The organism is Chloroflexota bacterium (assembly GCA_026710945.1).
Classification (GTDB): domain Bacteria; phylum Chloroflexota; class UBA11872; order VXOZ01; family VXOZ01; genus VXOZ01.
On record JAPOQA010000039.1, the window covers coordinates 39780 to 63971 of the forward strand.

Consider the following 24192-nt stretch of genomic DNA (forward strand, 5'->3'; position numbering starts at 1 on the left):
CAGCCTCTAATTCATGCTCACCTGTAAGTCTCTACGCCTCAATGCAGTACAGGACAAGCTGTGGATTCGGTGTGCGATTCCTGGAGATACCATACACTAGAGTCGCATCGGTTGTGCGAGGCCGAGCGGGCTGTACCGAGAGTGCGTCGCGCAAATGGGGCGGATTGCCCAGGCAAGTTGCTCCCTTTGCTCATGACGCATGTGGCGCGACTCTTACGAATAGATGTAGTTCTTGGTCATTGAAGTCAGCAATTTCAAGGAGAGAACACTATGCCGACACTCATCTGTCCTGACGTGTTAATCGACGGCACTGGCAGCGAGGCTCGCGGCAATTCCTGTGTGGTAATTGAAGATGGGCGTCTTGCCTTTGTCGGCACGCTGCAAGAACTTGATTCTGCCTTTCCGGACCGCTCAGGCTGGGACGAGATCGATGGCGCTGGCGCTTCTCTCATTCCCGGCATGATCGACGGCCATGCGCATCTCACGATTGAGAACAAAGATGACACGTCATATCCGGGCATCGACGCGCCGCGCGAGGCTATTGTGCTCTACACGCTGCAGGCGGCGCGCGAGGCCATGGCGGCCGGCCTTACCACAATTGCCGACTGCGGCAGCATCGGGGATACACTGCTGTACGTACGCGATTCAATCAACCAGGGGTTGACGGTGGGTCCGCGAATTCTCGCCGCCGGTCCCAGCATTACTACAACGGCAGGCCATGGCCACTATCTGGGCATAGAGGAGTTGGCGGACAACGCCGACCAAATCAAAATAGCGATCCGCAAGCTTGTCTTCCGCGGCGTTGACTTCATTAAGATCATGGCCACCGGTGGGGCGTCCGATCCCCCTTCCAACCGCTATCGCGCCCAATACTCGGAGGAGGAAATGCGTGTGGCGGTTGAGGATGCCCATCGCTTGCGCAAACGAGTCGTCGCTCACGTCAATCCCACAGAGGGCATCATCAATTCAGTCCGTGCGGGTGTGGACGCCCTCGCACACTGCAATTGGCTGGGATCTGAGGAGGGAACGGTTGAATACGTGCCCGAGGTCGCCCAGGAAGCGGGAGAAAAGGGTATCTTCGTAGACTTGAACGTGTTTGCCACCCTGGTTCCCATTGCTGGAAGAGACGGCATCGTGTCCGGCTGGGAAGGCCCCGGAGAGGTAGAATTTCGCTTCGACCTCATTCGCGACATGGAGCGGCGCGGGTGCAAGTCGTACTTCTCCAGCGATCACATGGGCCGCAACATCGCGAATTGGCCGCAGCGGCTTGTGCAGGCGCGCCACACGCTCAAGCTCGATCCCGTAGAGGTCATCTTCCGCGTTACCGGACGGGCGGCTGAAGGCATATGGCTGCAGGATGAGATTGGCACGATTGAGACCGGGAAGGTAGCAGACCTGGTGTTGCTCAACGGTGACGTGGCGGACCGCATCGAGGCCTTAACGGACGTGCGGGCGGTGATGCGTAATGGCAGCGTGGTGGTACAAGAAGGGAACTGGGTACATCTCTAAGGGTCCTGGCCTAATGAGTCCTGACTTGAATATGCTGGGTTACAAAGTGATTGATTGTCATTCCGATGAGCGTAGCGAAGAGGAATCTACACCCCTAATGCAAAGGAGGCACACGTTCGTGCGCCTCCTTCTTCCTTCACCTATTGGCAAGCTTTCACCCAATGGTGTAGCAGCGTAAGTGGTACTTACTCCGCATCCTCATTGAGGATCTGGTTGGCGCGCTCGTCGGCTTGTGCCAGCGCGGTAGCGATTTCGATCTTGCCCATGACCGCATCGTCAAGCATCGGTCGAATTTCGGAATTCTGCTTTAAGAAGCGGCGGTAGGGGTAGACACCCGGCAGATTGGCAAGATCTTCAATCGTCTTCAACACCGGCTGGTCGGAGTAACCCTTGGTCCAGGCTGGATCAGCAAAGAAGTCGTGCCGCGGCGCGACTGTCTTGATGAGCTCAAGCCTGACAATTGCTACCTCAAGCCCGCAGAACCAGTTGATGAATTCAACCGCGCCGTCCGGGTTGCCCGCGCCGAGTGGCGTTACCACCGGGTTCATCCATGACGAGGTGGCAAACTGGCCGTCCGGGCCACCGGAGGACGGAAAACCGATCTGCCAATACTTGAAGTCGCGCGGCACGCTGAAGTAGCGCAAGGTAGGTGTCGAGCTAATGTCGTGGTGCATGCCGGCCTGATTTGCCTGCAACAGCTTGTAGTGGTCGGGCACGGGGGCACCTTCGGGATCCTTGGCGCTGATTTCCTCCTTATTCCAGAGGTCAAAGAGGAACTGCAGCGTATCCCGCGCCTGCTCGGTGTTGTACTGTGCCTTGAATTGCTCCGCATCGTAAGCGCCGGTGCCTGTCGTGAGCACCCATCCCGCCCAGCGCGACAAGCCACCGACACCGGCAGGCAGCAAGAAGCCGGAGACAGAGACATCGTTGCCTTCCTTCTTGGTCATGGCACGGGCGGCAGAAACCAAGTCGGCCCAGTTATTGATGTCCCCACCATTCTCGTCAAGACCGGCGTCTAGGAGCAACTGGCCGTTGACGACGATCGAGGTCGACTCCGGCCCCATCACGGGAATACCGAACGTTGCGCCTTCAGCCTGGCGGAACTGGTGTGAAGCTTCGAAGAACTTATCGTCCTGCAGTTCCGGGTACTGCGTCAGGTACGGCGAGTAATCCATCAAGATTCCCAGGTCCCAATGGTCACGGGCCCAGATGATGGAATTGAAAGACACGTCCACCGGCGTACCAGCCGCGATGGTAGTGCGGAAGTGCTGGCGCACAGGCTCGATTGGGTCCCTGCCCACGTCCTCCACCGGAATGCCGGTGCGATTCGTGAACTCTTCCAAGGCCCAGGGCGTAAAACCATTCTGGTCTATGCGCGGAATCCACCAGTGCAGGAACTGGACCGGTGTGGCTTCCTCCGCCTGCTTCATCTCCTCCTCGGCCTTGGGAGCCTCGGCTTCCTCGGCTTGTTCTTCCATTGCCGGGGCAGCCGTGCCGCCACAGGCCGCGGCGAGCAGAGCACCTGCGGTGCCAAGACCTATGCCGGCGAGCAGGTTTCGCCTGCTAAGTCCTTTGCGTTCATCCAAAGACTCCATGGCAACCCTCCCATTCAGGTGCCGTACGTATACGGCTTCTAGTTACACTAAGTAGATGCTACGAATTTGATTGTGTACTGTCAAGTGGGGAAGCTGCATGGAGCCTCTGTTCTAGAAAATAGCAACCCCGAAAGCTGTGGCAAGCCTCCGTAAGTAAACTCGAAGTTGCATAGGAGGCAAAGAGTATAAGGATGGACCAATTGAACAGAACCTTGCATGGGTTGTGCCGATCAGTTAACAGCAACAAATGCGATCACACCGAACAACAAAGGGGGCGCACAATTGTGCGCCCCCTTTCAATCTTCAACTATGCATTAGCAGTATAAGCAGTGCTTACTCCGCTGGCTCGTTAAGGATCTGGTTGGCCAACTCGTCCGCTTGAGCAAGTGCTGAAGCAACTTCCAACTCGCCGCGATACGCAGCCTCGAGAATAGGCCGCACTTCGCTGTTTTGCTTCAGGAAGCGGCGGAACGGGTAAACGCCCGGCAGCTTAGCGAGATCTTCGCGTGTCTGGAGCACGGGAAGGTCCGCAACGCCAGCGGTCCACGCTTCATGGGCAAAGAGATCGAGACGCGGGGAGACGGCCTTATTGACTTCGATCTTATGCAAGGCCACTTCGAGTCCGCAGAACCAATTGATGAACTCAACCGCTCCGTCCGGATTGCCCGCGCCTAGTGGCGTGACGACCGGATTCATCCAGGACGCTGTGGCAAACTGACCGCCATCAGAAGGTCCGGGATACCCAATCTGCCAATACTTGAAGTCGCGAGGAACATCAAAGTAGCGCAGCGTGGGGGTCGAGCTAATGTCATAGTGCATGCCGGCCTGGTTTGCCTGCAGCAGCTTGTAGTGGTCCGGCACGCTATCGCCATCGGGCGTCTTTGCGCTGACATCTTCACGGTTCCAAAGGTCGTGCAGGAACTGGAGCGTGTCGCGCGCCTGTTCTGTGTTGTATTGTGCCGTGAATTGCTCAGCATCATACGCGCCGGTACCTGTAGTGAGTACCCACGCCGCCCAGCGGGCGAGCGCCACGTTATTCGGCAACAGGAAGCCGGAAACTGCGACCTGGTTACCTTCGCGCTTCGTCATAGCGCGTGCGGCCGTCAACAAGTCATCCCAATTGTTGATGTCGCCGCCATTCTCGTCCATGCCGATGTCAATCAGCAACTGGCCGTTGACGACGATTGACTGCGACTCCGGCCCCATGACGGGAATACCGAAGGTCGCACCCTCAGCCTTGCGGAACTGATGCGAAGCTTCGAAGTACTGGTCGTCCTGAATGTGAGGATACTGAGTCAGATATGGCCCGTAGTCCATCAGCAAGCCCAGGTCCCAGTGATCGCGGGCCCAAATGATGGAGTTGAAGGCCACGTCCACTGGCGTACCGGCCGCGATGGTCGTGCGGAAATGCTGGCGCAGGGGCTCGATCGGGTCCCTGCCCACGTCCTCCACCGGAATGCCGGTGCGATTCGTGAACTCTTCCAAGGCCCACGGTACCAGTCCGCCTGGGTCAATGCGGGAAATCCACCAGTGCAGGAACTGCACGGGAGGGGCTTCCTCGGCCATCTTCGCTTCTTCTTCGGCCTTGGGAGCTTCCGCTTCCTCGGCTTGTTCTTCCATTACAGGTGCAGCCGTGCCGCCGCAGGCCGCAATCACGAAGGCACCAGCGGTGCCAAGTCCCAAGCCGGCCAGCAGCCGTCGTCTGCTTAGTCCACTAGGGGTGTTCGATGATTCCATCAAAGAGCCTCCTCGGTACGGGGCGGTGCCCCAAATTCAGAGTGTCCTAATCCGGTAGCGATTATAGTTAAGCACTGTCACACTGTCAAGTTTGGACATCGCTTATCGGGGAAGCCATGCTTGGTCTGCACCCTCACCTGCTGCGGGTGCCGCACTTGTGTAACACCGTTGCAACTGGTTCGGGTATAGTATTAGTGTGAGCCTAGTAGGATTCCCCTGAGTGGTGGCTTCTCTCTTCCATGTAACGCCCGCTGTAGGCTATGGCAAGCTCTATTCCAAGTAGCCGGGTCGTCTATGCCAGCCACGGCGACGATATCGCGGCAGTTCTCGTTAAGCTCCAGCGCAAGCGCGGCACTTCAGTCGTGCTGGTTGGAAACAATTGCCCGGCACTGCATGACAGGGAGAATCTGGAGTTCCTACAGCGCCAAGCAACTGACCTGGAGCTTGACCTTACGCTGGTGTGTGGCGATCGTGGCGTTCGCGATTCCGCAAGTGACCTGGGCATCAAGGTGGTCAACTCTTTGGGCGCGCTGCACGCGCCTGAGCAACCGGGTCGTGCCCTGGAACCTGCAATCGCCGGTAGTGCTTCACGCAAGATCGCTAAAACTCGCGCTGAGGTGTCCGACGTTGCCGAAAATACTATTCGAGCCAATCAGGCTGCCAGGGTTGCGACGGGTCAGTCAAACAAGCGGGGAGGCAGAGGGTCTCTCTCCATAGAACGATCGTTCTCAAGCATTCTTGCATTGGCCACAGTAGTTTCGGTGCTGTTGTTCATTGTGTGGGGAGCGTTTTATTTGGTGCTTCCTAGCGCCGCGATTAAACTGACACCTGTGCAGCAACGCTATAGCACGGTGCTGCAGTTGTTGGCAGATCCGCAGGTAAGCCGCCTTAACGCTGCAACCGGTCAGGTGCCTGCGCAATTGGTGGTCATCGAAGAGACGGATGAGATGACAGTACCCGCTACGGGGAAGAGAAACGAGCCGACCGGACGGGCAGAGGGATCTGTCGTCTTCCGCAATCGGATTTCGCAGCGAGTTGTTGTTCCAAAGGGGACAATAGTTCTTACCAATGAGAACCGGCGGTATGTGACCGCTGCGGAGGTCAATGTCCCGCCTACTTCCGGCGCGAGCAGTGAGTTAGTGGGGCGACGGGTGGCGGTCGTCGCTGAGGAGCCAGGTCCTATCGGCAACGTGGGGCCCAGCGTGATCACGCACATAGAGGACCAGTCACTCAACCAGCGCTTAATTGTCAATAACGATTTTCCAATTCAGGGTGGCGGGGAGCGTGTTGTCACCTTTGTGACAGAACAGGACCGGCTGCAGCTTTTCGAGCAACTTCGCCACCTCCTCATGCAGCGGGTTTGGCAGCAACTGGGTGGGGTCGTTAACCCCGTCGAAAGCAGTTTCGTGCCCTGGGATGATGACGTCATCGTTGACGAAGCGAACTATGATAGAACAGTAGGTGAAGAGAGCGACCAAGTGACGTTGCGTATGAGAGTAAAGCTGCGCGGCACCGCTTTTTCTAACATATACCTGGAAGAAGTAGCACCAATCATTCTGGCACGAATCGTGGAGAATCAATTTGAAGCACATGTGCTGGTTTCCGATACCGTTGTCTTGGGCAATCCACATGTGAATAGCATTACTGATGGTGTCATCCAGCTTACTTTGGAGGCTCAGGGAGATATATTGTCTGCATGGGACCATGGTAGGATCCGGCGAGATCTCGCGAACAAGACGCTTGAGGAAGCTGAAAGCTACTTGGGCAATTTGACGGGAGTCGGTGACTTTGTGCTCGAAATGGGGCCGGACTGGTACGATCGCATGCCGCGGCTGTGGTTTCGTATCGACATAGAAGTGAGGGAGCCGATTCGACTGGCTGCCTGAGACGTTTAGTCATTAACTATGCGGATACTTTGTCTCGACATTGGTGAACGACGTATCGGTGTGGCCTGCGGAGACTCCCGCGTTGGTATCGCAACGCCACTGACGACAATTCAGCGGCGCTCGTGGCATCAGGATAGTGCTGCGGTGCGACGACTGTTCAACGAGCAACAGGCAGACACGCTGGTGGTAGGCCTGCCGATTAGTCTGGATGGGGCCCTGCACTACCAGGGAGAACGCGTAAAGAAAGAAGGTGAGCGCTTCGGGCAGGCGCTTGGCATGTCGATAGTCTTTTGGGATGAGCGATTTTCGACAGTTATTGCAGAGGAGCGGCTGGAAGCTAGTCCCACCGCAGCACGCCGCAAATCTCCGCTCGATGCCGCTGCAGCCGCAGTAATCCTTGAATCCTACTTTGCGGCGCAGCAGGAAGCGGGTGACTCTTCCTTGCCCGGGATTTGCCAGTGACTTGTATGATGGTTGTATGGGAAACTACGTAACGCGGCGCATTTTACTTCGCACGATTATTGTGGCGGCTCCTGTCTCGCTGGCTGCAGGCTGCGGGATTGGGGATCGGATTGCCGACGCCGTTGCCGGCCCGGAGAGCGAAGACAACACCGAGGTTGTCCTAGAAATTCCTCTCGGCAGTACCACGGAACAGATAGCAAATCAGTTAAGGGATGCGGGAGTAATCCGTAGTGCTTTGGCGTTCCGCCTGCGTGCACGCCAAAGCGGCCTGGACGGGTCCTTTCAGGCCGGTCAACACGTGTTGCGCCGGAACATGAGCGCTGACGAAGCTATCCAGGCGCTGCAGAAAGCGGAAGTACAGGACAGGGCACTGACTCTCATCGAAGGCTGGCGACGGGAGGAAATCGCGGCGTACCTGCAAACGCAGCGTCTGCTCAACGCAAGTGAGTTTCTCGCACTAACTGCAAGCGCGAATTACGAGCGTGATTTCTTGGCAGATCTACCGGCTACATCCACACTGGAAGGCTTTCTCTTTCCCGATACGTATCGCATTGAGAACGAGACTACGACAACTCAATTCATCGAGAGTCTCTTGGATCAGTTTTCTCGCAAGATTGGCGGCGGGGTGGACAATGGCTTCCAGGCAAACGGGCTGAGCACGTACCAAGCAGTTACCCTGGCTGCTATCGTCGAACGCGAAGCGCAAGTTGCAGCCGAACGCCCTGTGATTGCGAGCGTCTTCTATAATCGTCTGCGCATAGGCATGCCCTTGCAAGCAGATCCCACCGTTCAGTATGCCCTTGGCTATCAAGAGTCAGAAGGACGGTGGTGGAAGCGAGCGCTGACCTATGACGATCTGAGAGTAGCGTCACCGTTTAACACCTATGCGAACGCAGGTCTACCGCCCGGCCCCATTTGCAATCCCGGCCTGGCCTCGCTGCAAGCAGTGTCGGCTCCCGCAACAACTGACTTCTACTATTTTGTGGCGGTCGGTGACGGTTCCCATGTCTTTAGTCGCACGCTCGATGAGCATAATGCCAACGTGCGCAAGTACCAGTCTTCCTGAGTTAGAAAAGTGACACTGTCTGGCATATTGGGTGAAATGCCCATTTGCATTCGTTAACGCGGGTACGGAAACCGAGATGTTTTGCCAATCCTCAATTTGACATTGACCGCATTTGGCAAACATCCCCAAGAGTTAGAAATCGTTGCCTGCGTACGGTGATCGATTGTACCTGAGTACATACCTCAAGCGAGTTTGAGTTTGGTTGTTTTTGACACGCTGCCTCCTGAAATCGAGGCCCAGTGGAGTGAATTGATCTTGCCCGGCGAGGAGACGCTCCTTGTCGCTATGTCGGACATCCGGCATGATGGTCGTTTCGGCGTGCGCTGGATGATGCTAACCAATCAGCGTGTCGTTGTGTTGCCTCACTTGTCACCGGGAATTGACGGCGCAGTGAGCGTGGACCTTGCCGAGATATCGGACGCCCGCGCAGAGCCACTTGTGGGCGGCGGTCGCCTTGAAGTTAGCCGGAACGGGTATTTCACGCCCGTCATCGAATACTCGAGCTCCCTGGGCGCAAAGTTCACCGAGATTGCCCGCGGCATACAACAGCTTGCCAAAGACGAGCCTTTCGCCGTTTCGACGGACATTCCTCGCGCACGCTGTCAGAAGTGCCAGGCACTCTTGCCGGACAGGGAACGCAACTGTCCTCGCTGCGTGCGCAAAATGGCGGTGATGCTGCGCATTGCCAGCTATTTAAAGCCCTATAAGGGCTTGGCAGCAATTCTGGTTCTTGCTACCCTGGGCCGCGCGCTTGTCCAGCTCACGCCTCCGCTTATCACGCAGTACTTGATTGACAGCGTACTTGTGCCTCGAGAGAACTTCGCCCTGCTTGCCTGGCTCGTAGCAGCGCTTGTTGCGGCAAACCTGGCAACCAGCGGTCTTGAAGTCGTCGGTAGTTGGGTTGGCGCGTGGCTGAGCACACGTGTAATTGCCAATATGCGCGCGCAACTCTATCAGGTCCTGGAACGTATGTCGCTGACATTCCATAATCGCAAAGGGCAGGGAAACCTGCTTTCACTTGTCACGCGGGATACCGAGAGTCTGAACTACTTTCTCATTGATGGCGCGCCCTATATGGTTGTCAATAGTGTCATGCTCTTGGGTGTGCTCGTCATTCTGCTCTTGATGAGTTGGCAGGTAACCCTCTTCGTCTTACTGCCGGTGCCGTTCGTCGTGCTGGGAGGTACAGCGCTGGTGAAGCGCATGCGCGTGCTGTGGTCGCGGGTTTCGCAGAACTGGGCGCTCTTGCATGGCCAGCTAAACGAATCGCTCCTCGGCATCCGCGTTGCCAAGGCCTTTGCGCAGGAAGAGGCCGAGATTGGCCGCTTCGAGCGCCGCAACGAAGCGGTTGCCAGGGCAACAGTCCATGAGGCGCGATTTTGGGATAGCTCCTTCGCGATACTGAATTTCGTCACCGGCGCGGGGGTTTTCATCGCTTGGTTCGCCGGTGGCAGCGCGGTGATCGGCGGTGATCTTTCGCTTGGAACGCTAATCGCTTTCATCCAATACCTTTGGATGCTCTACGGACCCTTGCAGTGGTTCAACCGGATCTACAACTGGATGTCGCGGGCACTGGTGGGGGCCGACCGCATTTTCGACGTCATGGACACGCCGACTGAACCCTTCGCGCAGCCGGGCAAGCTCACTCCCTGCCCGCTACGGGGAGAAGTGGAGTTTCGCCAGGTGACTTTTGGCTACGACAAGACGAAACCGGTGCTCAAGAAAGTAAATCTACACGTTCAGCCCGGCGAGATGGTCGGGTTGGTGGGAAAATCGGGAGCGGGCAAGAGCACGACGGCGCACCTGGTATGCCGCTTCTACGAGGCAGATCACGGCGCGGTGCTCATCGACGGCATAGACATTCGCGACATCGAGTTGACCTGCCTGCGGGACCAGATCGGCGTGGTGCTTCAGGAGCCGTTCCTCTTTAGCGGCACTATTCTTGAGAATATTCGCTACTCTAAGCCAGCGGCCGAATTGCCGGAGGTGATCGCCGCCGCCCGAGCGGCCAATGCCCATGACTTCATAGTGGCCAAGCCCGAGGGATACGATACGCTCGTGGGCGAGCGGGGCAATCGCCTGTCGGTTGGCGAGAAGCAGCGCGTTTCGATTGCGCGCGCGGTTCTCAAAGATCCGCGCATTCTCATTCTCGATGAAGCGACCGCATCGGTAGACACCGAAACGGAGTTCGCAATTCAGCAGGCCATCAGTCGTTTGATCAAGGGCCGCACGACTTTTGCCATAGCGCACCGGCTTTCCACACTGCGCAATGCGGACCGGCTCGTCGTTATGGATGATGGTGCTGTCGCTGAGATCGGCACGCACGATGAACTCCTGGCAAAGCGCGGCATATATTCCAAATTGGTTGAGATGCAGCGTACGGTTTCCCGTTTGCGGGCGGTTGAACGCTAGGGCCTGAATTGCGCGGGCAAAGTCAATTGTGGACGTAGAGTTTTGGGACCATAGTGCCGTTAACCCGTTGGCTAGCGCATGAACGCAGCGCTCACTGGCAACCATCATCAAACTAGGATTGAAGCCGCCTGTTCCGGCAAGTGGCAATAGAGGCTTTCCATGCAAGACACGACAGTCAAAGGCGAAGAGCTTGTACACATCGCCGACATAGGCGCTGGCGCGACCGACGTGGCACACATTCGTCTTTTGCGCGGGCCGGGAGGCGAGTTAAGGGTCGAGATTGCCGGGGAGCGCTGCCTCCTGCGAGGCAAGGCAGTTTGGGCGTTTCCACTTTCGCTCAAGCGTTTCGTCTCAATACTCGATACGAAAGATAAGGAATTCTGCCTCATTGAGAATCCGGATGAGCTTGACGAGGAGTCGCGGCGCATTCTCATGGCGGCGTTGGAGGACTATTATCGGGTCTACCGCATCCGCTCCGTGCGCGCCTACCGCAATGAGTGGCGCACGTCGTTCTGGACGGTAGAAACGGATCACGGCATACGCGAGTTTGTCATGCGTTGGGAGCTGGATTCCGTGCTCTTGCCTGCAGAGCATGAGATACTTATCATTGATATTGACGGGAATCGCTTCCATATCCCCGACTTTCGTGAACTGGATGACAACAGCAAGCGAATTTTCGACCTGCTGCTCTAGGGAGCGCCGCATGAAGCTGCTCACACTAATCCGGCATGCGAAGTCTAGCTGGAAACAGTATGGCGTGGAGGACTCTGCGCGACCTCTCAACGGCCGAGGTAAACGGGACGCCGCTATGATGGGCCAGCGGCTGGCGGCAATCGGCTTCTTGCCCGACGCATTCCTCACCAGTCCTGCCAAGCGCGCCCGCGGCACTGCCAGGCGCTTGGCCAAAGAGATAGGTTTCCCGAAGTCCCACATTGCACTCGAGGAAGAAATCTATCACGCAATGTCGGACAGGTTGCTCAACCTCATTCGAAGGTTGGATGATTCTCGTGACCACGTGGCGCTAGTTGGCCACAATCCGGGTTTTACCGAGCTCAGCGGCCTCTTGAGCCAGGATTACATTGGCGATGTCCCTACCTGCGGAGTTGTCCGCCTGGAACTTGACGTTTCGTCGTGGCAAGAGGTGGAGAGAAACTGTGGTAGGTTGCTTGACTTCGACTTCCCCAAGCGCGATGCCCACCGGGAAGATTCCGGTGCTCCGGCGAGCTGATCCTTATGCGGGTGCGGGCGCTAATCCTGGCAAGCGAGGAGTTGGAGGTCTGCGGCTGTGACCGCATCTTGAGTCTCACTTAAGCTACGTGATCACGAGTGTATGCACACGAAAAGGGAGAGGGCGCGCTGCCATGACAATTACAGATGTCGAACAGATTCTGCTCTTAGTGCCATTCAACGAGCACCACGATCTACACATGACGCGGTTGAGTGGTGATTGGCGGCTTGTCGAGCTTTGTCGCATTCACACGGACTCCGGCCTGAGCGGCATTGGCGAGACGGTAGTGGAGTACACCTGGGGCAGACCGCCGGACGATCTGAAGGAGCGACTTATTGGCTCAGACCCGCATCGGCACCTATGGGATTCGACGCTTGGCGCCGGCCCCGAGATGGCGCTCTGGGACCTGGTAGGAAAGTCTGCCGGCGTTCCGGTCCACCGGCTCCTCGGGGAGCAAGTGCGGTCACGCGTCCCCATTTCCTGGTGGTGCCTTGACATGTCGCCACAAGAATGGGCGGCCGAAGCGGAGAAAGCGCTGGATCAAGGCTATGCATCGATGAAGCTCAAGGGTCGCCCGTGGCGAGACATCCATGCACAACTTGCCGCGCTCGAGGCCGTCATTCCGAAAGCTATGCATCTGGACATAGACTTCAACAGCATGCTCGTGGATGCGGGCACGGCCATTCCGCTCTTGCAAGAGCTGCTTGCCTATGTGAATGTTTCGATATTCGAGACGCCGATTCCACAGGGCGACGTGACCGGCAACCGGCAAATTCGCAGGCATGTACCACGACCGCTGGCCATGCACTACGGTACGCCACCCATCATGACTGCACTGCAGGACGATGTTTGCGATGGCTTTGTCGTTGGCGGGAGTCTGGCAGGGGTGAAGGAGTCAGGTACGTTAGCTGCCGTTGCCAACAAGCCATTCTGGTTGCAGCTCGTTGGTTTGGGGATGACGACAGCGTGGGCGGCCCACCTCGGCGCGGTGCTCCCGCATGCACAGTGGCCGGCGATAACGTGTCTCCACATTTGGGAGCATGATCTCCTGACGGAGTCGTTTGCCGTAGAGCGCGGGTATATGCGAGTGCCTGAAGGCCCCGGCCTCGGCATCAGCCTAGATGAAGACGCAGTAACCCGATACCGGGTTGATCAGAAGCCCAACAGGCCGCGCCAGGTCTTTCAAATCCAGTGGCCGGATGACTTTGGGGAGGGGGCCATCAGCACATATGCCGGCTATGAGCACGACTTGCAGCAGGGATTCGACCTGGGCCACGATCCGCGATTCGTGCGCGGCTCGCGCATGAATATCAAAAACGACGATGGAACGCCAGCGTTTGCCGCGGCGTATTCGCAGGCCAAGGAAAGCTGAACTGAGAATGCGAGAATGCGCTGCCGATCAACCAGAAGACAGTGCTACCTATTGGTTGGCAAAGAAGTCTGCATTGGTCTGAATGTAGTTTCGCCATTCGTCCGGCAGATCGTCTTCGAAGAAGATTGCCGTCACCGGGCAGACCGGCTCACATGCACCACACTCGATACATTCATCCGGATCAATAAAGAACTGCGCCGAATCGTCGTCGGAGTGGATACAGTCCACGGGACAGACATCTACACACGAGTTGTCTTTAATGTCGATGCAGGGTTCGGCAATCACGTACGTCATTGCGGTAATCTCTCTCCTTCAAACATGCCATTGGCAGGTCTCTATCGGTCAACCGTGAGCGATTTCACCTCACTGGCCTAGTCGCGCGCACGCGAACGCTAGCGATTGCAAAGGTATTTTGACGCCCAACGCAACTATCCCCATCGCTTTAATTCTAGGAAGAACGGCGCGGGTCGTCAAGGTAGCCGAGAGTGGAACGTGCCAGGCGGCCTGCGTTGGGTTTACACCTAGCCCTTTGCATGCACAGAGCTATGGAACCTGCTACAATACTGCCCGAAAAGAGCCGGATCGATTCAGCTTGGCGGTACTCTCGCATACTTCGTTACGTGCAGCGGCCGCAATCAACGGAGCCACGGCTTATTTTACAACCGATTGGTAGCCTCAATGCGTAAGCAGGACGGCGTCATGGCGGACCTGCGTCAGCAGATTGACGCCCTTGACCGTGAGATCGTAGACCGGCTCCAACGCCGTGCGGCACTTGCCATACGTGTTGGCGTTGAGAAAGGCGATGACGTCCCCATCTATGTACCGGAACGCGAGCGGCAAGTGCTGGAAAACGTCGCATCCCGCGCGCGAGACGGCCTCTTAGAGAGCGCTTCGCTTACCGCCATCTATCGGGAAGTCCTCTCCGCATGCCGCGCATTGGAGAGGCCTACGAGCGTAGCATACTTGGGACCGGAGAACACCTTCACGCATCAGGCGTCCCTTCAGTCGTTTGGCAGTTCCGCCATTCTGCAGGCGGCGGCTACGGTGAATCATGTCTTTCAGCTTGTGGAAACGGGAGAGACCGATTACGGTGTTGTCCCTCTCGAGAACTCCACAGAAGGCGGTGTTACGCCTACGCTCGATTCTTTTGTACAGTACCTGGATAGCCCTATTCAGATTTGCGGCGAGGTGGTGTTGCCTATCGGCCACAATCTCATTTCGAATAGCCCCCGGGATTCAATTCGCGTGGTGTACTCGCATCCCCAGGCACTGGCGCAATGCCGCGGTTGGCTGGCTGAAGTGTTGCCTCACACGGACATTGTTGAGGTAGTGAGCACTGCCGCAGCAGTCTCAAGGGTCAAGAACGAGCCGGGAGCCGCTGCCATAGGCAGTGAACTCGCGGCGCAGGCAGAGGACGTCTCGATTGTTGCGCGCAGCATTCAGGACCGTGCCGAAAACGTTACGCGATTTGCCATCTTAGGTAAACAGCTACCCTCGCCCACGGAAAATGACCGCACCGCCTTGCTATTCAGTGTCATTGACCAGCCCGGATCCCTATTCAACGCTCTTGGAGTGTTCGCAAAACACGATGTAAATCTGACGTTTATCCTCTCCCGGCCATCCCGACGCCGAACATGGGACTACTACTTCTTTGCGATCCTCATCGGTCACCCTGCGCAGGAGCCTGTACGAATGGCACTGGCAGAACTCGAGAAGGGATGTGTGCTCGTTAGAGTGTTGGGCGCGTGGCCGACTCCTGTCGCTTCTGAGAGTTAGCGTTTGCTCTGACGCGAAGTCTCACGCTGCTGCCACCCGCGGGTGATTCTCGTAGAGTCTCTCAATGCGGTTGAAAACCGAGCGCTACAATGCCTGAGGCTCTTCCTAGCACTCGTAGTCCACGACGAGCACGTCCTCGACGATGGGAAGAATGTAGTTCGTCCTGGCGTCTTCATGGGCGGGATGAGGAATATAGGTGTCAAGCGCGGCTCGATCTTGGAATCGCACGAGCAAACCGTGCGTGAACCCCTGGCTGCGCTCGCTGAAGTTCGCCCCTACAGTGATCTCCAGAATGCCCGGAATAGCGCTTTGAAGGCCTCTGAGAGCGTCTTGCATCGCTTCAATTGCCTCCTCGCTGACGCCTGCTTTTACCTTAAACAGCACCAAATGCTCGACCATGCGTATCGCTCCTCATCGTGATGGGTGTGCCTGATTGTTTCCCATATCGCCTATGCATTATGCCCCGCCAACTAGTGTTGGGCAAGATTGCTGACGTATCGTTGTGCACTCAAAAGTCAAGACGGAGCGTGCGGCCATTCAGTGCGTGGCAGAACCAGGTATTGCCTCAGTTGCCAACGGGCTTAACTGCTCCAAAACTAAACGAGAATCTTTCGTGTGGCGCGGGAAAGCGGTGATCCCTGCCGATTGTTGACATCCCTATGGGTACCTGATAACTTGCAAATTGGCCGCCTCAGTTGTGGATATTGTTGAATTCTTCGAGGTTTCCCCATCATGTTCGCAACGCCCAACAGGCAGTTGTCACCTCCCAGAGACATCCTAGGAAAAGCGAGCAATGGCGGTTGAGGCAGTGCGTGATGAGGATGTCGTTTCACATGCGGGTGAGAGTGAAGCTCACAGGGCAACAGCATCTGCCAAGGCTCCGCGCCGCTCGTTGATTCTGCAGCTCATCGGCCTGGTAGTCTTCTGCGGCTATTCTATCTTTCAGATTCCGCGCCTTGTGGCGCTTGCCCTGCGTAGCAATGCCTTGCCGCTATGGATGAGCACCATTGCACATCGCGCCGCCGGCCACATCGTCTTGCTGGCTCTTGGGATAGTTGCGCTTTGGGCCGCACCATTCGCCGCCGAGCAGGTAACGGGACGCGTGCTCGAAGAGGAGCTTGACTACTACAGTTCAGTCCCCACTTTCCGTGCCAGTTCGGTCGAAGCGGTGTTTCCGGACGTAATACAGCGTCCCATGTTGCTGGAAACTACGGTAGTCTTGCGCCCGCGAGACGAGATTTTCGCCTACGAGGTGCGTGGCAACGACACACTCGTTGATATTGCCGGTCGGTTTCGCATTAGCCTGGATACATTGCTTTGGGCCAATGACATTGCCATCGACCACCATCTTTCACTTGGAGACAAGTTGAGAATTCCGCCCATTGATGGCGTGATTTACACCGTTTCCAGGGGTGATGTACTGCACGAATTGGCCGAAACGTACGAGAGCAATCCAGTTGCAATTGCGGAATACAACAGAATCGGCCTCTCAACAACCCTTGTACCGGGCATGGAATTGATCATCCCACACGGAATTCTGCCGGAGGAATTGCGAAAGTCCGGCGGGGAAACGCAACTCTCCCAACGTGAGCAACCGGTGGCGGCATTCGGTGAATTCCGGTGGCCGACACAGGGCACAATTACGCAGTACTTTCATTCTCGCCATCTAGCTCTGGACATTGGGAATCGCACAGGAACAGCAATTGTTGCTGCGGACGCCGGGCAGGTAGTAGGAGCCGGATGGAGCCCGCTTGGGTATGGCAATCGGGTCGTGATCAATCATGGCAACGGTTGGGTTACCACGTACAATCACTTGAGCACCTTTGCCGTAACCGTTGGCGACTTTGTAAAGGCCGGGGAGGTCATAGGGAAGATGGGTAACACAGGATACTCCTCAGGTCCGCATCTGCACTTTGAGGCGCTGTATCTCAACCGGTTCAGAGATCCGCTATCTCTGCTGAACTAAGTGGGTGGCAGGACTTCCGAGTACAACACGCGTTACGCTTCCTTCGAATTGTCGAGATTCATTCTTTAGGACTTTGCTTACGCAAGCACAATGACACGTGCAAAACCTCCTATGTCGCGCCACCGCGTTAGCATAGCGCCTTCTGTGCTTGCGGCCGACTTCGGCCGTTTCGCGGAGAACGTGACAGCGGCCCACTCCGCCGGCGCACACTACATCCATTTTGATGTCATGGATGCCCACTTTGTGCCGAATCTCAGCTTTGGACCGGCGGTTATCCAAAGCGTACGGCAAGCGTCGTCACGCCTCTTTGACGTCCACCTCATGGTCACGGAGCCTTTGCGCCATCTGGAGTTGTTCCTTGGCAGCGAGGGCGATCTGTTCACGATGCACGTTGAAGCATGCGCGGATGTAGCCGGTACCATCCAAGCGTTCCGCAATGCCGGGAAACGGGTCGGACTGGCAATTAAGCCCGGCACGCCGGTGGAAGCAATCCTGCCGTATCTCGCCGACCTTGATCTTGCTTTGGTAATGACCGTGGAGCCGGGCTGGGGAGGGCAAGCTTTCATGCCGGAAATGCTTGAGAAAGTTCGTGTGCTCCGCAGCGCCATAGATCGGAGCGACCTGGACGTCCGGCTTCAGGTGGACGGCGGCATAGATGCAGAATCGGCAGTGGCTGCGGTCTCGGTAGGCGCTGACGTGCTGGTCGCCGGTTCTTCCATTTTCACGCCTGACATTACAGTGGCTGCAGCAATGGATCGTATGACTGGCGCCTTGCGGCAGGCGCACGTTTCGCTCGCGCCGCTTGAGGACTAGATTGGATGCTGGTTCTCTTGCTTGTTGCCCTCCCACGTCGTACGGCCTGAGGAAAAGTGCGCAACAGGGGGGCTAGATGGCAAGTGGGAAACACTTCTTCCGTAATTTCGCGGCGGTAATTCACCGGGATGCCAGCCGAGAGCTCGCAGTAATCGCGTTGTGCTGCCTGCCATGCCGATGAGTTGCGCGTCTTCACGAGGTCTGTTTCACTAGGACGAGAGCAGCAATAGCTTCAGCAGGGCGCAACCGGACCGGACAACCTGGGAAGAGAGAAGTCTTGCTGGAGGCCATTCCATGTGCGGCGAGTGCAATGGGAAGCGAGCGGTCTCGTTGGCAAGATTATGTGCTAGGAAGGGTCAGAGACGCTATTCAAGCACAATGGGTCTTGAAGCTCTCCCTTCCTTAGGCAAGATCGTACGTAAAGTGTAAATTCTTTGAAAGGCGCAATCGTATGCTGAAATTCGGAGTCTTTGGCTACGGCATGATTGCAGACGTGCATGCGGAGGGTCTGGCGCACATTGACGGCGTGGAACTCGTCGCCGTATGCGGCCCTCGCGAAGACGGTGCGCGGGAGTTTGCGGGCAAGTTTGGCATAGAGAACGTTTATACGGACCCCGCACGGCTTCTTGCCCATGATGAAATCAACGGAGTCCTGGTGGATGCGCCGGACGCATTTCACCATGATCTCGTCATGCGTTCCGTACGCGCCGGAAAGCACATTTTCTGCGAAAAGCCGCTGGCGGTCACGATTGAAGAGGCGCGGGAGATGTACGAGGCGGCAAAGCAGGCCAATCTTCGCACGGTGGTGGGGTTTTCAAATCGCTGGAACATAGCGGCCAACAATATCCGCAAACTCATCGAAGATGATGTGATTGGGGAGGTAGTGCACGTGCACGGGCAGAGCCTCAATACGGCGCTCGTGCGGTCACCCAAACCCCGCTTCACCTGGCGCACCGACGCGAGGCGTACCGGCACCGGCATCTTGGGAGACCTGGGATCTCACCACATTGACCTTGCGCACTTCCTCGTGGGCGACATTACCGAAGTCTGCGCAAACATGAAGACTTTCACGCCGCAGGTCTATGGCGATGACGGCACGCCTCATCCGCACGACCTTGACGACGACACGATTGTGCTGATGCAGCTCGCCAATGGCGCACACGGGACTCTCGGCCTCAGCAGGCTCGGATCAGTGCATTCCAACTTCCCGGTGGGCCGCCGGCACTTCATGATTAACGGTCGCAAAGGCGGCATCCTCTATGAGAACGGCCAAGGAGTGCTCTACCTGCCGGGGCAGGAAGGTGAGCCGATCCCCGGTGCGCCGCCTACGGTGGACAAAGGACATGGAGGGCAGCTCTTGGCAGGCGGCATGAAGCAAATGGAGACTTTTGTCCAATCCGTCCGTGATGACCGCGAGATTTCACCAACTTTTACCGAGGGACTGAAGACGCAAGAGGTGCTCCACGCGGTGGTTGAATCTTCCCAGAGCCGCTCATGGGTTTCGATTCCGCGTGTGGACTGACCATGCTGTTCTACAAGTAGAAGAGGCATGTTGATTCGAACAGCGAACGCTGCTACTGAATAGTTGAATGCAATTTGAGAGGAAGGTTGGTGGTATGGGAAATTTTCGCTATGAAGAGCTCAAGTCTCCTGAAGTAGGCGAAGCCTCGCTGCACGACCCCGTCGTCGTCCTGCCCGTAGGGACCATGGAGCAACATGGGCCGCACATGCCGCTGATGGTGGACTATATCATTCCGCAACGCATTGCCAATGACGTGGCTGTGCAAATGGCGCCGAATGTCATTGTGATGCCGCCGGTTGTCTACTCTTTCAATGAACACCACATGGATTTTCCGGGCACGATTGCCATCAATATGTATACGATCATCGATTACGTGGCGCAAATTGGCTTCAGCCTGGCGCACCATGGCTTTCGGCACATCGTGCTCCTCAACGGCCACGGCAGCAATGTACCCGTAATGGACCTTGCCATGCGCCGCATCAACAATGAGAGCGCGGCGATCAGTGTTTTGGCCAACTATTGGGCGCTCATTCGCGCTGAAGACCTGACATGGGACCGTGAGTCCCATGGTGTGAGCCACCACGCGGACGAGGATGAGACCTCTCTCATGCTCTACCTCTATCCTCACCTGGTGGACATGGGCAAGGCCGTCCGCACCGTGGAGGAGGTGCAGCAGAGCGAGCACATCTGGGGTGCATGGCCGGCCAATACGCGCATACACTACCAGGAGTTCTTCAGCCGCAATACTTCAACGGGCATTCAGGGCGATCCTACCGGCGCCAGCGCCGAAAAAGGCGAAGTCCTCTACAAGGCTGCGGTCAATCGGACTGCCGCATTCTTGGAGGAGTTTCGCGCCCGCGAAATCCGGCCGCAGCGTGACTTCCACCCCGGGCCGCAAGCTTGATTGGCAGCAGTGCAGGGCGCACGTGGGCCTCTAGTGGGCGAGTGTGTGAGGTCTTGGGCCCGTTGCGATGGGGTAGCTTAGTCTAGACAACAAACAATGCCTTCAGTGTGTCTTTCAACTGGAAATCACACTGAAGGCATTACTTGATGATCGATGACACTGATGGTCTTGAAGGTCTTGGGGTCTAGATCACCGCGATCTGCCCGCCATCAACCACCAGCGCGTGGCCGGTTACATAGCGGCTGAGATCGCTCGCGAGGAACACCGCACAGTCGGCCACCTCTTCCGGTTCTCCCACCCGGCGGTAGGGGACACGCTTCAAGTACTCGTTGATCCACGCGCTGTCCTCGATGCTCTCTTCCGTAAGCGGTGTGCGAATATAGCCCGGCGCAAGGCAGTTAACCGTAATCTCGTGCTTGGCCAGGTCAATGGCCGCGCTCTTGGTGAGGAGCGTCACGCCGCCTTTGGAAGTGTTGTACGCGGCTAACTCCTCTTCCCCCATTAGGCCGTTCACGGATGACATGTTGACGATACGGCCGCCATGGCCTTGTTTGACCATCTGACGGGCGGCGACCTGATCGCAGAGAAAGACACCGTGCAAATTGACATCGGTAACCCGGTGCCAATCTTCGTCCGTGATGTCTGTGAAGTCGTGCTCCGTGGCAATGCCGGCGATAGCGGCCATGATGTCAAGGTGGCCGAAGTCTTCCACCGCCCGCGCTACCGTCCGTTCCACATCAGCCCGCTGCGTTACGTCGCACTTGTGTGCAACGAACAGCGAGGAGTGCTCAGTTGCACGCTGAGCGGTCTCCTCAAGTCCCTCCTCATTGAGGTCGGCGCCGAGCACATTCGCTCCCTCACGCAGAAAGGCAAGGGCGATGGCTTGCCCGATACCGCTGGCAGCGCCGGTTACGATGGCGTTCTTACCAATAAGTAGCTCTGGCATTGCTAATCACTCCTATCCAGGCGGTTCTTTACATAACACTAGCCGAGCCACACTTGGGTAGCACGGCCAGCTCTTCAGAATTGTTGCTATGCGTGTGTTTGCCGAGCTTGCAGCGGGCAGAGACTCAGACCTGTGCCCACCGGGTATCCTTCTCACCCGCAGCGGCCCGTCCTCCGTCATTCCGGCGAAATCCGGAATCCATCTCTGATTGAGTCGTTTGGAGAGAGGCCAAGCGAGGCTTCTCCCTCGGCGTTACATTTCATTCGTGTTGTAACCATGGGAGCATGACTGCCATTCCTATGCTTTTGATTAGACCCATGCTCTAGGCGCTATGCTTTTTGCAGCGCCTGCGCCACCGCGTCGACCGTTTGGCGCACGTCTTCTGCAGTGTGGGCGGCAGACACGTACCAGCGACCGGAGGGTATCGTACGTACGCCGTGACCTATCAAGTTTCCTTGGAATGTCGCGTATCTATCTTCATCGCAGTCCCAGTTGTCGCGGAAGCTAGTCAGTTCCTGCCGTTCTGTGAACCAGGCAAAGAAGACCGGGCCGATCCCTTGCACCAACACCGATTGACCGGCCTGCTGCGCTGCTTGCCGGATGCCATCCATGAGGCTACGGCCAATCTTGCGAATGTCGTCGTAGACTGCGCCATTGTCTCGAGAGAGCACGTCGAGAGTGGCATTGGCAGCGGCCAGTGTGATGGGGTTGCCATTATAGGTGCCACCGTGCATGACCCCGCTGCCCACAAGCTGCATGATGTCGCGGCGCCCTCCAAAGACGCTCAGAGGAAAGCCATTCGCGACGGCTTTGCCTAGCGTTACGAGGTCCGGCGTTATGCCCAGCAGCCCCTGCGCGCCGTGGAGGTCTGCGCGGAATCCCGTGATGACCTCGTCGAAAATGAGCAGGGCTTCATTGCGTGTGCAAATGTCTCGTATACCTTCCAAGAATCCCGGCTTGGGAAGAATGAAGCCGCCATTGCACATGATTGGCTCAGTGATGACGCAGGCCACGTTCTGCCCTTCACGGTCCATGAGGTCGGTAAAGGCCGCCAGGTCATTCCAAGGGAGCACCAGGGTCTCGCCGGCTGCGTGGGGAAGCTGCCCATTGCTGCCGAGCACGGCATGGGGAAACGGCAACTCTCCGGCTTCTTCCGCCGAATGAGGATGATCGCTGATGAGCTGGTCGTCGAGCCATCCGTGGTAGTGGCCTTCAAAGCGCACTATCTTCGTGCGGCCGGTGTAAGCGCGGGCGAGTCGAAAGAGCGCATGGTTGGCTTCGGAACCGCTGCCGCAAAAGCGCACGACATCCATGGCCGGCATCAGTGCGCAAATCTTCTCAGCGACCTCAACCTCGATCTCGTGCTGTCCGCCGTAAGTCTGGCCCAAGGCAACTTGGCGCTGGACGGCTTCTACCAGCTCCGGGTGGCTATGACCCAGAATGAGAGGCCCGTATGCGGCAACGTAGTCTATGTACTCATTGCCGTCGACGTCGAACAGGTGGGATCCCTCGCCATGGCTGAAGTAGAGGGGCGCGGGCCGCTCCTGCAAGCGGATATTGCTGCTCACGCCGCCGGCAAGATGCTTTCTGGCGCGCTGCCAAAGTTGCTCGGAGCGGGTAATACTTCTCACTATGCGTGTACCTCCCAAAGATCGGAATAGGCTCGAAATCGCCGTGAACGCTCGCCCCCGCGCGGAGCAGGGGATTAACGAGAAGCTACGGTGACACAATAGTTTCCATGGGGGGCAACCAGGATGTGCTTTCCACCACCGCTGGAAACTGAAATAGCAGACTCATCGTCGGCGCAGTGCACGTCCTCCACGACTTCATGGGCATCTGCGCGGCACGTCATCGTCTGTTCCTTGTCCGTCCAGTTGCGGAAGATGATAGTGTTGCCGTAGCGACGTGACGACGCGCCGGTCTCCCAGAGTTGGCGTACTTCAGGCATGGTGAGAAAGACGTTTGCGGGATGCTGTGTTTCCAGCCATGAGAGGTACGAGTCCCATACCGCGAAGTTATTGTCCACGTCGTCCGTAAATGCGGTAAAGTTGCGGCGATGGCTGCTAATGAATGCCGGTAGATTGGCCTCCCAAGCAGCGATAGTTTCTGCTTGGACGCGGGCAAGAATGTCTTCCTGATCCGCCGTCTGGAACGGCTCAAAGTTAAGGGCCCTTCCCGCGTACCAGAGGTCGGCAAGCGGGGAGGTCTTGCCGGTTTGATCCTCTCCTTCGCGATCTGAAACTCCGACCCTAATCCCAATGCCTTGCGTAGCCCAGGCAATCTCAGCCTCGTCCGAATTGCGCACGCTGGCAGGTGGATAGCCGAAGGCGCGAATGAAATAGCTCATGGCGCCGCGTACCCACTCTTTGCGCTCCGGCTCCGCCATGTCTTCATGCTCCGGCACGCGCTCTTGCACGGTCTCGCAAACGTACATAAGGTGTGCGAACATCCGGTGCGCCCGGGCTTCGTCCTTTCGCAATCGCTTGAGCCAGCGGTGATGGCTAAAGTGGTGCGTTCTACCGTGATATTGAGGCGCCCACACGCCGCGCTCGATGCCCTCTCGCGCTTTAGTGACGATATCGCCCCTCTCCCAGCCTTGTGAAACTCCCTGGTCGAGACCAATATCCACATAATGGCGAAATTCAGCCGCGCGGATGGCGTCGTAGTCCGGGCTGCCCACGATGTAGTAGGGCTCAAAGACAATTGGCTGGCCGTCGCCGCTGCGATGTGCCTCCAGCAATTGAAACGTGCGCTCAAGGTCTGCCGGAGTTTCCAAACTTCCCGACGACCAGCGCGTCTGCATGAGTTCCTCGTGCCGCGTAGCGTTGTATGCTTCCTCGGTTGGCGCCCAAGCATTCATGCCCCAGTCATCGCTCCAGACGACGACGGCAGGATGCTCTTTCCAGTCCACTTTTGAACTCATGGGTCGGACCTCAGGTTCCTCATAGAAGGTTCGTCGATCACACTAATTCACGTCCTATACAGGATGCAGCGCAGG

Annotated in this window: 20 protein-coding genes; 13 read left to right on the plus strand and 7 right to left on the minus strand. The window is 57.2% G+C overall.

Going from position 1 to position 24192, the window contains the following annotated elements:
* Positions 1-270 precede the first annotated feature (270 nt).
* A complete protein-coding gene (locus OXE05_07710; GenBank protein MCY4437204.1) occupies positions 271-1509 on the plus strand; it encodes an amidohydrolase family protein in 1239 nt (412 codons plus the stop codon).
* 185 nt (positions 1510-1694) lie between these two features.
* Here OXE05_07710 and OXE05_07715 read toward each other — a convergent pair whose 3' ends face one another.
* Entirely contained in the window at positions 1695-3104 is a 1410-nt protein-coding gene (locus OXE05_07715; GenBank protein ID MCY4437205.1) for an extracellular solute-binding protein, read from the minus strand.
* Between the two features lie 333 nt (positions 3105-3437).
* Positions 3438-4841 carry an extracellular solute-binding protein gene (locus tag OXE05_07720; protein MCY4437206.1) on the minus strand — a complete coding sequence of 468 codons (1404 nt, stop codon included), beginning with the start codon at positions 4839-4841 and terminating at the stop codon, positions 3438-3440.
* A gap of 260 nt (positions 4842-5101) precedes the next feature.
* Here OXE05_07720 and OXE05_07725 point away from each other — a divergent pair, with 260 nt between their 5' ends.
* The 7 genes from OXE05_07725 to OXE05_07755 all read left to right on the plus strand — a co-directional run bounded on the left by OXE05_07725 (position 5102) and on the right by OXE05_07755 (position 13267).
* On the plus strand, positions 5102-6727 hold the full coding sequence (locus tag OXE05_07725; GenBank protein MCY4437207.1) for a baseplate J/gp47 family protein: 1626 nt from the start codon (positions 5102-5104) through the stop codon (positions 6725-6727).
* Positions 6728-6745: 18 nt separating this feature from the next.
* A complete protein-coding gene (gene ruvX / locus OXE05_07730) occupies positions 6746-7189 on the plus strand; it encodes a Holliday junction resolvase RuvX (protein MCY4437208.1) in 444 nt (147 codons plus the stop codon).
* A 16-nt stretch (positions 7190-7205) separates the two neighbouring features.
* Complete coding sequence (gene mltG, locus OXE05_07735) at positions 7206-8255, plus strand: endolytic transglycosylase MltG (GenBank protein MCY4437209.1); 1050 nt, start codon at positions 7206-7208, stop codon at positions 8253-8255.
* A 198-nt stretch (positions 8256-8453) separates the two neighbouring features.
* Positions 8454-10667, plus strand: coding sequence for an ABC transporter ATP-binding protein (locus tag OXE05_07740; protein ID MCY4437210.1), 2214 nt, complete (start codon positions 8454-8456; stop codon positions 10665-10667).
* A 159-nt stretch (positions 10668-10826) separates the two neighbouring features.
* Positions 10827-11360 carry a DUF1854 domain-containing protein gene (locus OXE05_07745; protein MCY4437211.1) on the plus strand — a complete coding sequence of 178 codons (534 nt, stop codon included), beginning with the start codon at positions 10827-10829 and terminating at the stop codon, positions 11358-11360.
* Positions 11361-11370: 10 nt separating this feature from the next.
* Complete coding sequence (locus tag OXE05_07750) at positions 11371-11895, plus strand: histidine phosphatase family protein (protein MCY4437212.1); 525 nt, start codon at positions 11371-11373, stop codon at positions 11893-11895.
* A gap of 133 nt (positions 11896-12028) precedes the next feature.
* Complete coding sequence (locus OXE05_07755; GenBank protein MCY4437213.1) at positions 12029-13267, plus strand: enolase; 1239 nt, start codon at positions 12029-12031, stop codon at positions 13265-13267.
* A 48-nt stretch (positions 13268-13315) separates the two neighbouring features.
* On the opposite strand, the gene OXE05_07760 is transcribed toward OXE05_07755, so the two are convergent.
* Positions 13316-13561 (minus strand): ferredoxin family protein, encoded by a 246-nt coding sequence (locus OXE05_07760; GenBank protein ID MCY4437214.1) that lies wholly within the window; start codon positions 13559-13561, stop codon positions 13316-13318.
* Between the two features lie 405 nt (positions 13562-13966).
* On the opposite strand from OXE05_07760, the gene pheA reads away from it, so the two are divergent.
* Positions 13967-15043 carry a prephenate dehydratase gene (gene pheA / locus OXE05_07765; protein ID MCY4437215.1) on the plus strand — a complete coding sequence of 359 codons (1077 nt, stop codon included), beginning with the start codon at positions 13967-13969 and terminating at the stop codon, positions 15041-15043.
* Between the two features lie 105 nt (positions 15044-15148).
* On the opposite strand, the gene OXE05_07770 is transcribed toward pheA, so the two are convergent.
* The gene (locus OXE05_07770) at positions 15149-15442 is read right to left on the minus strand and encodes a Dabb family protein (protein ID MCY4437216.1); all 294 of its coding nucleotides are present in this window, start codon (positions 15440-15442) and stop codon (positions 15149-15151) included.
* Positions 15443-15836: 394 nt separating this feature from the next.
* On the opposite strand from OXE05_07770, the gene OXE05_07775 reads away from it, so the two are divergent.
* The 4 genes from OXE05_07775 (at position 15837) to OXE05_07790 (ending at position 20248) form a co-directional block, all read left to right on the plus strand.
* Positions 15837-17009, plus strand: a complete 1173-nt coding sequence (locus OXE05_07775) for a M23 family metallopeptidase (GenBank protein MCY4437217.1) — start codon at positions 15837-15839, stop codon at positions 17007-17009.
* Between the two features lie 111 nt (positions 17010-17120).
* The gene (rpe, locus tag OXE05_07780) at positions 17121-17822 is read left to right on the plus strand and encodes a ribulose-phosphate 3-epimerase (protein MCY4437218.1); all 702 of its coding nucleotides are present in this window, start codon (positions 17121-17123) and stop codon (positions 17820-17822) included.
* Between the two features lie 451 nt (positions 17823-18273).
* Positions 18274-19344: a Gfo/Idh/MocA family oxidoreductase gene (locus OXE05_07785; protein ID MCY4437219.1), complete on the plus strand. Its 1071-nt coding sequence runs from the start codon at positions 18274-18276 to the stop codon at positions 19342-19344.
* 94 nt (positions 19345-19438) lie between these two features.
* Positions 19439-20248 carry a creatininase family protein gene (locus OXE05_07790; GenBank protein MCY4437220.1) on the plus strand — a complete coding sequence of 270 codons (810 nt, stop codon included), beginning with the start codon at positions 19439-19441 and terminating at the stop codon, positions 20246-20248.
* A gap of 184 nt (positions 20249-20432) precedes the next feature.
* On the opposite strand, the gene OXE05_07795 is transcribed toward OXE05_07790, so the two are convergent.
* From OXE05_07795 to OXE05_07805, 3 genes are all read right to left on the minus strand, one after another.
* A complete protein-coding gene (locus tag OXE05_07795) occupies positions 20433-21194 on the minus strand; it encodes an SDR family NAD(P)-dependent oxidoreductase (protein ID MCY4437221.1) in 762 nt (253 codons plus the stop codon).
* 329 nt (positions 21195-21523) lie between these two features.
* Positions 21524-22825 carry an aspartate aminotransferase family protein gene (locus OXE05_07800; protein MCY4437222.1) on the minus strand — a complete coding sequence of 434 codons (1302 nt, stop codon included), beginning with the start codon at positions 22823-22825 and terminating at the stop codon, positions 21524-21526.
* A gap of 74 nt (positions 22826-22899) precedes the next feature.
* On the minus strand, positions 22900-24117 hold the full coding sequence (locus OXE05_07805) for a hypothetical protein (protein MCY4437223.1): 1218 nt from the start codon (positions 24115-24117) through the stop codon (positions 22900-22902).
* Positions 24118-24192: the final 75 nt, after the last annotated feature.

Coding starts and splice junctions, on each gene's coding strand:
- OXE05_07710 (MCY4437204.1), top strand. CDS start 271: ATGCCGACACTCATCTGTCCTGACGTGTTAATCGACGGCACTGGCAGC.
- OXE05_07715 (MCY4437205.1), bottom strand. CDS start 3,104: ATGGAGTCTTTGGATGAACGCAAAGGACTTAGCAGGCGAAACCTGCTC.
- OXE05_07720 (MCY4437206.1), bottom strand. CDS start 4,841: ATGGAATCATCGAACACCCCTAGTGGACTAAGCAGACGACGGCTGCTG.
- OXE05_07725 (MCY4437207.1), top strand. CDS start 5,102: ATGGCAAGCTCTATTCCAAGTAGCCGGGTCGTCTATGCCAGCCACGGC.
- ruvX (MCY4437208.1), top strand. CDS start 6,746: ATGCGGATACTTTGTCTCGACATTGGTGAACGACGTATCGGTGTGGCC.
- mltG (MCY4437209.1), top strand. CDS start 7,206: ATGGGAAACTACGTAACGCGGCGCATTTTACTTCGCACGATTATTGTG.
- OXE05_07745 (MCY4437211.1), top strand. CDS start 10,827: ATGCAAGACACGACAGTCAAAGGCGAAGAGCTTGTACACATCGCCGAC.
- OXE05_07750 (MCY4437212.1), top strand. CDS start 11,371: ATGAAGCTGCTCACACTAATCCGGCATGCGAAGTCTAGCTGGAAACAG.
- OXE05_07755 (MCY4437213.1), top strand. CDS start 12,029: ATGACAATTACAGATGTCGAACAGATTCTGCTCTTAGTGCCATTCAAC.
- OXE05_07760 (MCY4437214.1), bottom strand. CDS start 13,561: ATGACGTACGTGATTGCCGAACCCTGCATCGACATTAAAGACAACTCG.
- pheA (MCY4437215.1), top strand. CDS start 13,967: ATGGCGGACCTGCGTCAGCAGATTGACGCCCTTGACCGTGAGATCGTA.
- OXE05_07770 (MCY4437216.1), bottom strand. CDS start 15,442: ATGGTCGAGCATTTGGTGCTGTTTAAGGTAAAAGCAGGCGTCAGCGAG.
- OXE05_07775 (MCY4437217.1), top strand. CDS start 15,837: ATGGCGGTTGAGGCAGTGCGTGATGAGGATGTCGTTTCACATGCGGGT.
- rpe (MCY4437218.1), top strand. CDS start 17,121: ATGTCGCGCCACCGCGTTAGCATAGCGCCTTCTGTGCTTGCGGCCGAC.
- OXE05_07785 (MCY4437219.1), top strand. CDS start 18,274: ATGCTGAAATTCGGAGTCTTTGGCTACGGCATGATTGCAGACGTGCAT.
- OXE05_07790 (MCY4437220.1), top strand. CDS start 19,439: ATGGGAAATTTTCGCTATGAAGAGCTCAAGTCTCCTGAAGTAGGCGAA.
- OXE05_07795 (MCY4437221.1), bottom strand. CDS start 21,194: ATGCCAGAGCTACTTATTGGTAAGAACGCCATCGTAACCGGCGCTGCC.
- OXE05_07805 (MCY4437223.1), bottom strand. CDS start 24,117: ATGAGTTCAAAAGTGGACTGGAAAGAGCATCCTGCCGTCGTCGTCTGG.